This window comes from Streptococcus sp. VT 162 (assembly GCA_000688775.2).
Taxonomy (GTDB): Bacteria; Bacillota; Bacilli; order Lactobacillales; family Streptococcaceae; genus Streptococcus.
Genome location: CP007628.2, coordinates 1,874,784 through 1,888,601 on the forward strand (window position 1 = coordinate 1,874,784; position 13,818 = coordinate 1,888,601).

Here is a 13,818-nt window from a genome sequence, read left to right on the forward strand (position 1 = left end):
TTCCTTCTTTCTATTTTTCGATAGAGGCTTTAAAAGCATCGTCAATCAATTTGTCCAACTCCCCAGAATCCTTCAACTTCTGGATGGTTTTGTCAACCGCCTCTTTTAATTCTTTACTGTCTTTTTTCATCGCAACAGCGTAGGAATCTTCTTTATCATTGTCAAAATCAAACTCAGCGATGGCTAGGTCTGGATTATTCTCTACAAATCCTTTTGCCACTGGTTCCTCAAAGATAACCACATCCAGTTGCCCTGATTTTAAATCTGTTATCAAATTTCCATTTTTAGGAAGTGAAACGAGAGAAGAATCCTGCAAGGTTTCTTTAGCCAGAGTTTCCTGGATAGAACCTTTCTGCGCTCCAACCTTTTTCTGAGCCAAATCCTTGACTGATTGGTAATTCGATAATTCAGATTTTCTTACGATAACCTTATTTTTCGAAGTGTAGTAGGGAATTGAAAAATCGTAAACTTGACTTCTCTCTTCCGTTTTAGAAACACCTGATATGGCAAGATCCGCCTTGCCTGAATCAAGACTAGCCAGTACATTATCAAAACTCATTGGAGAGAACTCCACTTCTACACCTAGTTCCTTTGCGATGGCTTTGGCTAGTTCAACATCTGAACCTACAATCTGATTTTTCCCATCAACCAATTTCTGGTATTCGAATGGAGCAAACTCTGGATTTAGGGCCACCACCAATTTTCCTTTAGCCTTAATGGCTTCAACACCTTGGGATTGAGTGTTACTACAAGCAAATAATAAGGGAAACATAAGCAAACCAAACATCGTCATCAACACCTTCTTCACTTTATTCATAGAAGATCCTCCTTTTATTTTTATACTTTATTTTTGTATAAATAATACTCCTCTCGTTTTCGTTTGTCAAGAGAAAACTGTATTTTATTTCATTTTAATCAAGAAAAAGCTTATTATATGATATATTTTTACATATAATAAGCTTATTTATACTATTTGAATTTTAAAAATACAATTGCCCAATTACAGGTAAGATGAAGAAATCAATGAACTCGCCACATTCTCTTTCACAATTCAATAACTCGATGGCATTGTTGAGCTACATAAGCATCGTGGGTAACGATAATGACCGTTTTCCCTTCCTTGTTCATATCTAAAAGAAAGTTCAAAACCAAATCTCGATTTTCAGGGTCTAGAGAACCAGTTGGTTCATCTGCTAACAGGAGCTGGCTGGGTTTTAGAATGGCTCTAGCAACTGCAATTCGTTGCTGTTCCCCTCCAGATAACTCTGAAACCTTTTGATGTAGAGTTGATGGCAACCCCACTCTCTCTAAAATTTCTTCTATCTTTTTGACTTTGTCCTTCTTGGATAATTTTACATACTTTAGAGCAAGCATGAGATTATACTCTACCGTTTCAGTGTCAATCAGAGCAAAATTTTGAAACAGATAGGAGATATGTTCGCGGATAATCGCTTGCGACTTAACAGAATTGACAGGTACATTTTGCTGACCGAAAATTTCATAATGTCCACTGTAATCGCCATCTATCAAACCCAAGAGATTTAACAAGGTTGACTTGCCACTGCCACTTTTTCCAACAATGGCAACTAAATCTCCTTGGTTAATTTTTAGAGATAAGTTCTCCAGAATAACTTTTTTCCCAATGGTTTTCGTAACATTTTCCAACTTTATCATAAGATGTCCCCTTTCAATAACTGCACTACATTTCGTTTTTCCATCTTAGAACCCAAGAAAAGCACAAACAGGATATCTAAGCCTGTAAATCCTGCAAAAAGTAGGAGCGGGAAAAGTGCCTGTGTAAAGAATAGCAAAACCATAAAAGGAAGGCTATAAACAGCTAATAGAAGACCCAGCAAGGAGCGATACCGATCTATCAATTTCCAGCCCATAAACTTCTTGGTGATAATATCTGTTCGCTTCAACAAGAAAGTTGTTACTAGTAAGAAGTAGGAAATCATCATACTAAGAAGACCAACCAAAGCAAAGAGTATATTGAAATTCCGAACAGCATCTCGATAAGAATCTACTTTATCTTGTTGAATGACTTGAATAGATGAAAATTTTAAATAATTCCCATCTGATAATTTCTCAACTAACGCTGTCACCTCTTTTTGATGTTGAGCTGTATTTTCGATTTTAATGGGATTATTTAAACCTGTTGTTGAAAGGGAAGCTTTTTCATCCCACATCATATCGGAATCATTGACCAAGCTAATAATTGGATTGTAGAGATTTTCCTTTCGCTTCTCGTTATAAGGGAAGAATGACCAATCACCTTCATAGTAAGCAATCTCGATATCCATCTCCTCTATCGTTCGTTTTTGCTGCTCTTCATACTTCATAGAAAGATAGGCAATTAATTTCCCCAAGAGCTGATTTTTATCTTCTTCACCTTTCGTACTTGCTGGCATCAAAATAACTTTTTTAGTGCCGGTATCGGGTAACTTGAATCCCTTGCTCTTTAGAAAATTGCGATTGGCATAGTAAACATCCACCATATCGGTTAACTGATATTGCTGAATCTGTTCTAATTTGACAAAATTTTTTACAGGAAGACTGCTACTTTGCACATAGCCCGCCTGCGTTTTTTCTACCAAATCCTGATAAAATCGATAGAAATAATCCACTGCTTGCCCTGAGCCTGCCAACTGCTCTTGCCACAGGTTATCATTGAGTTGGAAAGTTTCCAAGGTCAGATAATTTCCTTGACTGATCCACTGTTTCTGGTAATCCAACTCTTTGTTTTCTTGCTCCAAACTTTTTCCTACCCCAACTAGCAAGACTGTCAGTAAAATGGTAGTTCCAATTTTCATCAAATAATTAAAGAGTAAACCAAATTTGAAAGATGAAAAACTTTTCAGCAGAGAGCTGATTGTCATTTTTTGGATTAAGAGATAGGTCAACCAACTGATAAAGAGATAAAGTTGCAAAAGCAAAAAATGCGACAACCATAACATTGGGAACAAATCTTTTGGCTTGTAATCAAGCAAGAAACACACTCCTAGATTGATCACAAGCGCCCCACCTAGGAGGAGGTAGAGGTTGCCTTTCACAACATCAGCTAAAACAGCCCTATCTTGAAAACCAAGTAATTTTTGTACCCCAACTCTTTTCATCTCCATCATCGGTTGATACACTGTCACTAACACAAGAAGTAAAATAGCCAAGACAAAAACAATGGCAGATAAAAGCAAATCTCGATTTATGACTTCCACTGCACTTTTGTAGGTCGGTTCTAGCAAGGTAGCCTGGTCTATCTTGAAAAAATCGCTCCATTTCTGTACAATCCTATCCTTGTCCATCTCTTGTGTAGAAGTTATCGTATAGCGACCATTTAAACTACGAGATGTGTCCTTGATATAGGTTTGAAAAGTCATAAGCTGAAAAGGCTTGGCTTTTAGAAAAGTCGGAATCGTACCAAGTTTATTGGAAATTTCTTTATTACTGTAAACTCCCTCACCATCTGTAGTAAAATCAAGAGAAGAAATCCCAAACTCTTGGTAGGGGAAGGTATCTTTATCAAAAACACCAGACTTGACCACCTCATCACCACTGTCTGTTTTGATAATGGAGACCTTGTATTCCTTTGATACATCCTCAAAAAATCGAAGAACAGATACTGCAGGTTCGTTAACATCTTTCAAATATACATCCAAAGAACCCGCTGTTTTTCCCATTTCCTGAATCCGAACCACTTCTCGTGTGTAGTTTACATTAAAAACAAAAAAAGTGGTACACAGAAGCAGGAGTAACATACAGAAATTACTGATTTTTTTCATAAAAGTACCTCCTTAGTACTTTATCATCTTAGTCGTAGAATTTATTCCCTTTTTTCACAAATTTATTTTAGATTTCTTTTTTACTTTTTATACTACTATGATACAATATTTTTAATCAGTTTCTATTTTCTGTTAACTTTTTTCACGAACAAGGAGGAGATCATGCGCTACGATTTTGGAAGTGTTTATAAAGAAATACGTGAGTCAAAAGGATTAACCCAAGAAGATGTCTGTGGTAGCGTCCTTTCAAGAACCAGCCTATCAAAAATCGAAAGTGGAAAAACAACTCCTAAATATGAAAATATGGAGTTTCTTCTCCGACAAGTCAATATGAGTTTTGAAGAGTTTGAATATATCTGTCAACTTTATCAACCAAGTCAACGCACAGAAATTATGCAAACCTATCTCAATACGAGCTCAATCCTAGGGACTAGTGAACTCGAAAAACTATTTCAAAAATGTCAAGACTACCTCAAAACTCACCACGACCTCCCCATCAAAGAGATACGAGATATGCTAGAAATTGTTATCTATATTCGCCAAAATGGGACTAAAAAACTGTCAATCGAAGTTAACAATACTGTAAAGAAGCTATGGAAGAAGATAGAAAAGCAGGACACTTGGTACGAGAATGACTTAAAAATTCTCAATACCATTCTCTTTACCTTTCCTATAGAACATATCCATCTCATCACTGGAAAAATCTTGCAACGCTTAGAAGTCTATAAAAACTATCAACATTTATATGACTTGCGAATGGCAATCCTACTCAACCTCTCCACCATTTACTTATACAATCAAGATAGAAATATGTGTAAACAAATATGCTATACTTTACTAGAAGATGCCAAGAACAAGAAAAGCTACGATAGGCTTGCTATCTGCTATGTCCGTATTGGGATTTGTACGGATGATTCTAAACTTATCCAAAAAGGTTTCTCCCTTCTGGAACTAACCGATGAAACCTCCATGCTATCTCATCTCAAAAAAGAAGTAGAGACCTATCATCAACCAAAGGAAATATAAAAAAGTCGAGGGATTTCCTCGACTTTTACATATTTTTCTGTTAGCTAGTTCTTAATACCAACCGTTGTTAAGCCAGAAGTTCTTGGCAGCTGTCCATGAACCGTAACGTCCTGCAACGTAGGCATCTGCTACACGTTCTTGGTTTTCAGCTGAGTAGTCACCGTTCAAGTATGAATCTGTCAATTGGTAACGTCCGATGTAACGTCCGTTTGTAGCAGTGTAGCTACCACCTGATTCTTTTTGAGCGATCCATTCTTTGGCTTCTGCTTCAGAACCACTTACAGTAGAAGTTGCTGCAGTGTTGCTTTCTGCTGCTGGAGCTGCAGGTGCAGCTGGGGCTTCATAAGTTGTTGTTGCAGTTGTTTCAGTTGCTTCTTCTGCAATTTCTTCCGCAGTTGCTGGGGCTTCATAAGTTGTTGCTGAAGCTGCAGCGGTTGCAGTTGCTGTCGATGGAGCTGTTCCTTCGATAACCAAAACTTGGTCAACATAGATAAGATGAATATCTTTGATGTTGTTTTTTGCTGCCAATTTTTCAACAGTTGTGTTGTACTTCTCAGCGATTTCTGAAAGAGTATCACCTGATTTAACTGTGTAAGTTACAGTTTCTTGGGCAGACGCAAGGGCTGGTGCAAAGAAAGCAAGCAAGGCTGCTAATCCTGCAAAAGTTGTTTTGATTTTTTTAGTTGTTAATGTCATATCTAAAAATTCTCCTTTTTATCTATGATACTATTTTACTCCTCGAATGTTACCGTTTCTTGACGGTTTTATGTAGAAATATTACAAAAATGTTTTATATTTACCGTTTTAAGGAGGTTTTTGTCACAAAAGACCTTATTTTATACTATCTTTAATCATTTTAAGCTTTTGATAAGGGAAATAAGCGCAGTGGTCCATTCTTTGATATAATAGATATAAGAATCTTTGTAAGGGGAAACAGATGCACTCACTTCGTTTTCAATCTGTCTTTGACATTATCGGACCTGTCATGATTGGCCCATCAAGTAGCCATACTGCTGGAGCTGTTCGTATCGGAAAAATCGTCTCTTCCATCTTTGATGATACGCCGACAGAAGTCGAATTCCAATTATTTAACTCATTTGCCAAAACCTACCGTGGTCATGGAACGGACCTTGCTCTCGTCGCTGGTATATTAGGTATGGATACGGATGATCCTGATATTCCAAATAGCCTAGAGATTGCCCATAAACGTGGTATCAAGATTGTCTGGACCATTCAGAAAGACAGCAATGCCCCTCATCCTAATACCACTAAAATTACTGTGAAGAATGAACACAAATCCATTAGTGTGACAGGAATTTCCATCGGTGGAGGAAATATCCAAGTTACGGAACTTAACGGCTTTGCTGTCTCTCTCAACATGAACACACCGACCATCATCATCGTGCATCAAGATGTTCCAGGTATGATTGCCCATGTTACTGAAGCCCTCTCTCGTTTCGATATCAACATCGCGCAGATGAATGTGACTCGAGAAAAAGCTGGAGAAAAAGCCATTATGATTATCGAAGTTGATAGTCGAAGTTGCGAAGAGGCGATTGAAGAAATCCGAAAAATCCCTCATCTCCACAATGTCAATTTCTTTAAGTAGGAGGAAACATGTTTTATTCTATCAAAGAATTGGTTGAGCAAGCAGATCTAGACTTCCAAGGAAATGTCGCAGAACTCATGATTGCGACAGAATATCAACTAACCGGTCGAGAACGGCCAGAAGTTCTCCTCCTCATGGAACGCAATCTAGAAGTCATGAAAGCCTCTGTCGAGCTCGGTCTCAGTGAAAATAAATCCCGTAGTGGCTTAACGGGTGGAGACGCGGCCAAACTAGACCGCCATCTCAAAAGTGGCAAGGCCTTGTCTGACTTTACCATCCTATCAGCAGCCCGTAATGCCATCGCGGTCAATGAACACAATGCGAAGATGGGCTTGGTCTGCGCCACTCCAACCGCAGGAAGTGCTGGCTGTCTGCCAGCCGTTCTCACTGCTGCTATCCAAAAATTAGACCTTAGCCACGAAGAACAGCTGGATTTCCTCTTTGCTGCTGGTGCCTTTGGACTAGTCATCGCAAACAATGCCTCTATCTCAGGCGCTGAAGGTGGCTGTCAGGCCGAGGTTGGATCTGCCTCTGCCATGAGTGCCGCAGCCTTGACCTTGGCTGCAGGTGGAACCCCCTATCAGGCTAGTCAAGCCATCGCCTTTGTCATTAAAAATATGCTAGGCCTTATCTGCGACCCCGTCGCTGGTTTGGTTGAAGTTCCCTGTGTCAAGCGCAATGCCATGGGAGCCAGCTTTGCCTTTATCGCAGCAGACATGGCCTTGGCAGGTATCGAGTCTAAGATCCCTGTTGACGAAGTCATCGATGCCATGTACCAAGTCGGATCAAGCCTTCCAACTGCCTTTCGTGAAACGGCTGAGGGTGGACTCGCCGCTACACCTACTGGTCGTCGCCTACAAAAAGAAATCTTTGGAGAATAAATTTATCTATTAGGAGAAACTATGCCCTCTATCTCAGCAGTCTTTTTTGATCTAGACGGAACTCTGGTTGACAGTTCCATCGGGATTCACAATGCCTTTACCCATACCTTTAAAGAGCTAGGAGTTCCAAGCCCTGATGCCAAAACCATTCGTGGTTTCATGGGACCACCCCTTGAAAGTAGTTTTGCAACATGTCTTCCCAAGGAGCAAATCTCGGAGGCGGTGCAGATATACCGCTCTTACTACAAGGAAAAAGGGATTCACGAAGCCCAACTCTTCCCCCGAATAACGGAATTACTCCAAGAACTTTCACAAAGCTACCCTCTCTACATCACTACAACAAAGAATACTCCTACTGCTCATGATATGACTAAAAATCTAGGAATCCATCATTTCTTTGATGGCATTTATGGTTCCAGTCCTGAAACACCTCATAAGGCGGATGTTATCCGTTATGCTTTGCAAACGCATCAACTCATTGCAGACCAAGTCCTCATCATCGGGGACACCAAGTTTGATATGATCGGAGCCCAAGAAACTGGCATTAAAAAGTTTGCTGTTACTTGGGGATTTGGAGAAGAAGCTGATTTACTCAGCTATCAACCTGACTGGATTGCCCATACCATTGACGATATCATTAGCCAGCTCTAACCATACAAAAATACTCCTAACACTAGTGAACTAGGTTGAGGAGTATTTTTTGTATATGTTGTTGCTATCAGAAGGAATCAACTCCTTGCTTAAGCAGTAATTTGATCCTGTTCTTCAGTATCTGTATCTTCATCCTTCTTACTTGGCCAAGTAAGCATCACAATAAGCGCAATCGGTCCAACGATAGGAACCAAAGCAATGAAGATAAAGGCCCAGTGGAAACCAGCATCCCGTAAGCGACGAACAGTCACGGCGATAGAAGGCAACATGAGAATAGCCGCTAAAAAGAAGTACAAGTCCTGAAGGGATTATTTGCTGCGAAGCGACCTAGACGTTTTTAAATAGAGTAGAAATATCTTAATATTTTCGTACCATTTCTTCAAACCGAGAGTCTTCCGTATTCTCTTTATCTTTATCTTTTTCACTATTTTCTATCACTTTTTCTACAAATCGTTGACTTGGCATAGCGAGCATAACAAGCAGTGTTACTGCACCTAAAGGAACAAATACAATAAAGATATAGGCCCAATGGATACCTACATCTCGTAAGCGACGTACTATCAGTGCTAGTAGAGGAACAAACTCTACTATAAACAAAATAATACACATACTGAAGACCGCAATATTCCTGATGGCTTTATCAGATTCTACTCCAGTAAAAAGTGAGTAGTAGGCGGGCAAGAAAATCACCATATTTAGTAGCCAAACCCACCAAAATTCTGGACGTGTGGAACGACCAGAAAAATTTGCATAGCCTTTGAAAAAACTCCTAATAGCACTCAGCATACAAAAAATCTCCTTTTGATTTTAATACTTATTTCGCAAAGTTATGTTACCAGCTTAAAAAAGAGGTAGTTTTTAGATTGTCTGAAATCACTCTCCTGATAGATCACATAACATCGTCCCTTGAATAGTTGCGCTTATTAAACCTTTGAAAGATCCGATGTTCTCTACTCTCTATTTATAAAAACCAGCTTTCTGATTCTCTCAGAAAACTGGCGATAGTTGTTTCATTATGAAGGTAGTTGGACACTCTTACTCAGCATGAGTTGTCTCATTCGCAAAGGAAATAATCGCTTCTTTGAGCTCATCTCCGCTGAGTGAACGGAACTCTTCAATCTTTTGATCGATGGCTTCTAGCGGCATGACATTTACCTTACCAACGAAAATCTTGTCCATGACTTGGTTATCAACCAATTCGGTCGAAACCAAGAGTTCTTCATAGAGTTTTTCCCCTGGGCGGATACCGACCTCAACGATTGGAATTTCACTTTCTGTGTGCCCGCTTAGAAGGACCATTTTCTTAGCCAAGTCATAGATCTTAACTGGTTTACCCATATCGAGGATAAAGACTTCTCCGTCCTTGGCATAAGCCCCAGCATGGATTACTAGACGGCTAGCCTCTGGAATGGTCATAAAGTAACGTGTCATTCGGAAGTCTGTTACTGTTACAGGACCGCCTTCAGCAATCTGACGTTCAAAGACAGGAATCACGCTACCACGACTACCCAGAACATTTCCAAAACGGACTGCACAGTAGGTTGATTTGCTACGTTGGTTAAAACCAGTGACAATCAATTCTGCCACGCGCTTAGTGGCACCCATAACATTGGGTGGATTGACCGCCTTGTCAGTCGAAATCATGACCATCTTAGGCACTTTGGCCTCATCAACAGCCTTAGCAACATTGTAAGTCCCGAGGATATTGTTCTTGAAGGCTTCTTTTGGATTGCGCTCCATCATTGGAACGTGTTTGTGGGCTGCAGCATGGTAAACGATAGCTGGTTTGTACTGCTCAAACACCTGCAAGAGACGGTCATAGTCCTGAATATCTGCAATAACAGGAACATAATCAATCCCTTGGAACGTACGGATCAATTCATGATAAACGAGATAGATTGAGTTTTCACCATGTCCAAGCAAGACAATACGCTCGGGATTGAAGCGACTAACCTGGCGACAAATCTCCGAACCAATCGAACCACCAGCTCCTGTCACCAAGATGGTCTTGCCTGTAATCTCCGTACCTAGACGCGATTCGTCAAGACGAATCTCCTGACGGCCCAAAAGGTCTGTGATATCAATTTTCTGGAAACCACTACCTGGTTGATGGAGCCCTTGAACGACTGTCTCAACCTTAGGCATCTTGTAACATTTGACGCCTAGCTTATTACACATCTGTAAGATGCGTTCGTACTCTGATGGGTCAAGCGAAGGGATGGCTACGATGACACGCTCGATCTGGTGGCGTTTAGCTAATTCAGGTAGATTATCATAAGAGCCCAATACTGGGATTCCACCTAGTTTTTGTCCCTTTTTCTTTTCATCATTATCCAATATCCCCACTAGCTCAAGGTCGCTAGTTGGGTGTTGGTAGCTGTTCATAAAGAGGGCACCACCATCACCAGCACCAATCAAGAAGGTCCGACGGTGTTCTCCATCTCCACTACCTTTTTTACGTTTAGAATAAATCAACTGCCAAGTGATACGAGGAAGCAAGATGAGGAAGGTACTCAACAAAATGAAGAGTACGATGAAACGGATAGAAAACAATGGAAGGAAGGCATAGCAGATTCCATAAGAAAGAACACTGCTGAGCATCACTCCGAAAAAGATTTTCATGAAATCCGTAATCTTGCTATAACGACTGATACTAGCATTTAGCCCCCAAAATGCAATCATGATTTGATAAAGGAGGAAGGCTAAAAGAGTGTAGATTACATAATCTACAGGCGCAGGATTTATAAGGCCATAAAACAAGATATAAGATACGATGATGGAAACCACCATGCTTAGAATATCGAATATCCCCCAAAATACTTGTTTTTGCTGTTTATTTAAAATTTCAACCAGATCAATCACATAATCTGTTAGTTTTTTATTCATAGGAATTTACTCCCCCTTAAAAGAGTCAGATGATACTGTTGTTATGATAACCTGAATCATTCAGTCTATCGGGGCTTACTTTCTCTTTCTTAAAAGTTTGACGAAGATAAACTGACGTACAAAGCCTGGACAAAGTGCAACAATTGCCTGAATGGCTACACTTTTAGCATAATCCATGTAAGAAATTTGCCCTCGCTCAAGCATCCGTTGGCGAGCTTGACGATAGAGTTTAAGGTAACGCAAGCCACCTCGACGCTCAAACATCCCTGCACCGACACGAACCTTACACAAGATTTGATCCAGGTTCCCTGTCTTGGCACCTGCCGCAATCATATTGAGCCAAAGGAGGTCATCCTCCATGTAAAGGCCATCTTCGTAGTTACCCGCCTTGAGGACCATGTCCTTTTTGAACATGACTGTCATATGGTTAAAGGCGCTTCTCATTCTCTGATAAGCCACAATGTCTGCGTGCTGAGTTGGAACACGACGATAAGACACAATCTCATCTGGATTGTCAATGAACTCTGCGATATGCCCACCTAAGAGATCCAGATTTTCCTGTTCCATTAGTTGGACTTGCTTTTCAAAGCGGTCAGATACCGCTATATCATCTGTATCCATACGAGCAATGATATCGTACTGACACTGTAAAACACCGTATCGAAGAGCCAAACCTAAACCTTGATTTTCTTCTAAGGGGCAACGCTTAACTGGAATTTCTGACTGAGCTTCCACTTCATCTAGCACCTGATAGAGTTCTGGTGTGAGAGGCCCATCCTCTACGAGAACAAGCTCACTCGGCTTTAAGGTCTGGTTTTGAACACTTTTGATGGCATCTCTCAAAAATGTCGGATTTTCCTTCACATAGACCGACATCAAGACGCTAATTTTTTGCTTTTCAGACACAGTTTTTCTCCAATATATAGATTTCCTTCCACTATTTTATCACAAAATTTCCTAGTTTCCTATTTTTATATCAAATCAAGGAAAATTCTAGTAAAGAAATCTGTCTCTTTTCACTTTATTTTCACTTCCATTGATTGAACTGTCTTGGCTGTCATTACTTGACATTATAAGGAAAAAACCTTAAAATAAGCTGTTATTAAAATCATCTTATCGAGGTTTTTATGAAAAAACAATCGCTCTTTTTTGTTCTAGGAATTGTCTTAATCGGGACCGTTTTACGCTCTCCCTTTACTGCTCTTCCAACTATTTTAGGAGACATTGCTCAGGGGCTAGGAGTCGAGGTCAGTTCTCTTGGGATTTTAACCAGTCTCCCTCTCTTGATGTTCGCTCTTTTCTCTGCTTTTGCAAGCCGCTTGGCACAAAAAATCGGATTGGAACATCTCTTTACTTACTGTCTCCTCCTCTTAACTGTTGGCTCTGTCGTTCGTATCTTTAATCTTCCCCTTCTCTATCTAGGAACTCTGATCATCGGAGCAAGCATTGCGATCTTCAATGTACTCCTCCCAAGTATGATCCAGGCAAATCAGCCTCAAAAGATTAGCTTCCTAACGACACTCTATGTCACTTCTATGGGGATTTCCACAGCTATTGCTTCTTATCTTTCGGTCCCTATCACCCAAGCTAGTTCTTGGAAGGGCCTCATCCTCGTTCTAAGCTTTCTCTGCTTGATCACTCTGCTAGTCTGGTTGCCAAATCATCGCCACAACCACCACCTAGAAAGCCAAAAAGAAAAGCAAGTCAAAGAGAATATTCTAAAAAGTAAAGATGTCTGGGCTATCATTATCTTTGGGGGGCTTCAGTCCTTGTTCTTTTATACAAGTATGACTTGGTTGCCAACTATGGCTGTTAGTGCTGGTATTTCTAATAGCGATGCGGCTCTCCTCGCTTCTATTTTCTCACTGATCAGCATTCCTTTTTCAATGACTGTTCCAAGTCTGACCACTCGTCTGTCAGATGGTCATCGTCGAATCATGCTGGCAACTATCTCTATCGCTGGTATGATGGGAATTGCCATGCTCTTGTATCCAGCCAATAATTTCCTCTACTGGTTAGTCGTCCATCTCTTGATTGGAACGGCCTGCAGTGCCCTCTTCCCCTACCTCATGGTTTGCTTTTCTCTTAAAACCAGTTCTCCTGAAAATACAGCTCAGCTATCAGGACTAGCGCAAACAGGAGGCTACATCTTGGCGGCCTTTGGCCCTACCTTGTTTGGTTATAGTTTTGAACTTTTCCAATCTTGGATCCCAGCTGTCCTTGCCCTTCTAGTCATCGATATCATCATGACCGTCTCACTCTTTATGGTGGATCGGGCGGATAAGATTCTTTAATTTTTCTAAAATACTTCTCAGATATAAACAATGCAAAGCCAGACACTGTCTGGCTTTTTTGGTGCTTATACCAACAAGAAGCACCATCCATCTGTTAGCAGAAAGATGGCATTTTTGATATAATAAGATGTATAGAAACTAATTGTCATAGGAAAAATACATTAGTTCATAAGATAGCTACTATTTTAAATGAGGTGTACAGAATGAATGAACAGAAATACAATTTGGAAGAGAGTTTAGCAGAGTTAAATAAGCTCCTTAACTTATCAGCCAAGGCGACAGATAAGGCTAGCCGTGAAGCTCTAGCAGAAAAGGCAAGAACAATTTATGAACAATACCCTGAATCAGAAGACATTGCGTTGCGGTATGCTATGACTTTGTTTTATTTATCAACCAAGCAAACTGAATTAAAAGAGCTAGAGACTACTGCTGAGAAATTAAAAGTCGTGCAACAACAATTCTACGATGCACATGATATTGCTTTGCTATATGCCATGATTTTGGTTAATTTATCAAACAAGCAGACTGAATTGAAAGAACGAGAGGCTACTGTTGAGCTGAATCGCCTGATATTGCTTTGCAGTATGCTATGATTTTGTTCAATTTATCAACCGAGCAAACTGTGTTGAATGAGTGGGAGGCCACTGCTAAGAAATTAAAGGAATTGCATGAACATGAACCCTTCCAAGAAT

13 protein-coding genes and 1 pseudogene are annotated in these 13,818 nt (G+C 40.1%); 6 read left to right on the forward strand and 8 right to left on the reverse strand.

Features of this window, described 5'->3' with window-relative positions; all coding sequences use genetic code 11:
• Nucleotides 1-10: 10 nt before the first annotated feature.
• The 3 genes from V470_09315 to V470_09325 all read right to left on the reverse strand — a co-directional run bounded on the left by V470_09315 (nt 11) and on the right by V470_09325 (nt 3,755).
• Nucleotides 11-817, reverse strand: coding sequence for an amino acid ABC transporter ATP-binding protein (locus tag V470_09315; protein ID AHZ48607.1), 807 nt, complete (start codon nt 815-817; stop codon nt 11-13).
• A 227-nt stretch (nt 818-1,044) separates the two neighbouring features.
• Nucleotides 1,045-1,674 (reverse strand): bacteriocin ABC transporter ATP-binding protein, encoded by a 630-nt coding sequence (locus tag V470_09320; protein AHZ48608.1) that lies wholly within the window; start codon nt 1,672-1,674, stop codon nt 1,045-1,047.
• A complete protein-coding gene (locus tag V470_09325; GenBank protein ID AHZ48609.2) occupies nt 1,671-3,755 on the reverse strand; it encodes an amino acid ABC transporter permease in 2,085 nt (694 codons plus the stop codon). Before V470_09325 ends, V470_09320 begins: the two co-directional genes overlap by 4 nt.
• A 186-nt stretch (nt 3,756-3,941) precedes the next feature.
• On the opposite strand from V470_09325, the gene V470_09330 reads away from it, so the two are divergent.
• Nucleotides 3,942-4,805, forward strand: a complete 864-nt coding sequence (locus V470_09330) for a DNA-binding protein (GenBank protein ID AHZ48610.1) — start codon at nt 3,942-3,944, stop codon at nt 4,803-4,805.
• A gap of 51 nt (nt 4,806-4,856) precedes the next feature.
• On the opposite strand, the gene V470_09335 is transcribed toward V470_09330, so the two are convergent.
• The gene (locus tag V470_09335) at nt 4,857-5,501 is read right to left on the reverse strand and encodes a peptidoglycan-binding protein LysM (protein AHZ48611.1); all 645 of its coding nucleotides are present in this window, start codon (nt 5,499-5,501) and stop codon (nt 4,857-4,859) included.
• A 241-nt stretch (nt 5,502-5,742) separates the two neighbouring features.
• Between V470_09335 and V470_09340 the strand changes: the two genes are divergently transcribed.
• The 3 genes from V470_09340 to V470_09350 are packed head-to-tail and all read left to right on the forward strand — an operon-like array spanning nt 5,743 to nt 7,946.
• Nucleotides 5,743-6,414 (forward strand): serine dehydratase, encoded by a 672-nt coding sequence (locus V470_09340; protein AHZ48612.1) that lies wholly within the window; start codon nt 5,743-5,745, stop codon nt 6,412-6,414.
• Nucleotides 6,415-6,422: 8 nt separating this feature from the next.
• Nucleotides 6,423-7,295: a serine dehydratase gene (locus V470_09345; protein AHZ48613.1), complete on the forward strand. Its 873-nt coding sequence runs from the start codon at nt 6,423-6,425 to the stop codon at nt 7,293-7,295.
• A gap of 21 nt (nt 7,296-7,316) precedes the next feature.
• On the forward strand, nt 7,317-7,946 hold the full coding sequence (locus V470_09350; GenBank protein ID AHZ48614.1) for a 5'-nucleotidase: 630 nt from the start codon (nt 7,317-7,319) through the stop codon (nt 7,944-7,946).
• 89 nt (nt 7,947-8,035) lie between these two features.
• On the opposite strand, the gene V470_10755 is transcribed toward V470_09350, so the two are convergent.
• From V470_10755 to V470_09370, 4 genes are all read right to left on the reverse strand, one after another.
• Nucleotides 8,036-8,215, reverse strand: coding sequence for a hypothetical protein (locus tag V470_10755; GenBank protein AJZ74459.1), 180 nt, complete (start codon nt 8,213-8,215; stop codon nt 8,036-8,038).
• A gap of 88 nt (nt 8,216-8,303) precedes the next feature.
• Nucleotides 8,304-8,732 (reverse strand): membrane protein, encoded by a 429-nt coding sequence (locus V470_09360; protein ID AHZ48615.1) that lies wholly within the window; start codon nt 8,730-8,732, stop codon nt 8,304-8,306.
• A 249-nt stretch (nt 8,733-8,981) separates the two neighbouring features.
• On the reverse strand, nt 8,982-10,832 hold the full coding sequence (locus V470_09365) for a short-chain dehydrogenase (protein ID AHZ48616.1): 1,851 nt from the start codon (nt 10,830-10,832) through the stop codon (nt 8,982-8,984).
• 75 nt (nt 10,833-10,907) lie between these two features.
• Nucleotides 10,908-11,738 carry an amylovoran biosynthesis protein AmsE gene (locus V470_09370; GenBank protein AHZ48617.1) on the reverse strand — a complete coding sequence of 277 codons (831 nt, stop codon included), beginning with the start codon at nt 11,736-11,738 and terminating at the stop codon, nt 10,908-10,910.
• Nucleotides 11,739-11,959: 221 nt separating this feature from the next.
• Between V470_09370 and V470_09375 the strand changes: the two genes are divergently transcribed.
• Together V470_09375 and V470_10760 are read left to right on the forward strand one after the other, a co-directional pair.
• Nucleotides 11,960-13,126 carry an MFS transporter gene (locus V470_09375; protein AHZ48618.1) on the forward strand — a complete coding sequence of 389 codons (1,167 nt, stop codon included), beginning with the start codon at nt 11,960-11,962 and terminating at the stop codon, nt 13,124-13,126.
• Between the two features lie 203 nt (nt 13,127-13,329).
• A pseudogene (locus V470_10760) lies at nt 13,330-13,569 on the forward strand (hypothetical protein).
• Nucleotides 13,570-13,818 lie beyond the last annotated feature (249 nt).

Excerpts from the sequence above, each read along its gene's own strand:
- V470_09365 (AHZ48616.1), bottom strand. The coding sequence starts at position 10,832 with ATGAATAAAAAACTAACAGATTATGTGATTGATCTGGTTGAAATTTTA.
- V470_09375 (AHZ48618.1), top strand. The coding sequence starts at position 11,960 with ATGAAAAAACAATCGCTCTTTTTTGTTCTAGGAATTGTCTTAATCGGG.
- V470_10755 (AJZ74459.1), bottom strand. The coding sequence starts at position 8,215 with ATGTTGCCTTCTATCGCCGTGACTGTTCGTCGCTTACGGGATGCTGGT.
- V470_09360 (AHZ48615.1), bottom strand. The coding sequence starts at position 8,732 with ATGCTGAGTGCTATTAGGAGTTTTTTCAAAGGCTATGCAAATTTTTCT.
- V470_09325 (AHZ48609.2), bottom strand. The coding sequence starts at position 3,755 with ATGTTACTCCTGCTTCTGTGTACCACTTTTTTTGTTTTTAATGTAAAC.
- V470_09330 (AHZ48610.1), top strand. The coding sequence starts at position 3,942 with ATGCGCTACGATTTTGGAAGTGTTTATAAAGAAATACGTGAGTCAAAA.
- V470_09340 (AHZ48612.1), top strand. The coding sequence starts at position 5,743 with ATGCACTCACTTCGTTTTCAATCTGTCTTTGACATTATCGGACCTGTC.
- V470_09350 (AHZ48614.1), top strand. The coding sequence starts at position 7,317 with ATGCCCTCTATCTCAGCAGTCTTTTTTGATCTAGACGGAACTCTGGTT.
- V470_09345 (AHZ48613.1), top strand. The coding sequence starts at position 6,423 with ATGTTTTATTCTATCAAAGAATTGGTTGAGCAAGCAGATCTAGACTTC.
- V470_09320 (AHZ48608.1), bottom strand. The coding sequence starts at position 1,674 with ATGATAAAGTTGGAAAATGTTACGAAAACCATTGGGAAAAAAGTTATT.
- V470_09315 (AHZ48607.1), bottom strand. The coding sequence starts at position 817 with ATGAATAAAGTGAAGAAGGTGTTGATGACGATGTTTGGTTTGCTTATG.
- V470_09335 (AHZ48611.1), bottom strand. The coding sequence starts at position 5,501 with ATGACATTAACAACTAAAAAAATCAAAACAACTTTTGCAGGATTAGCA.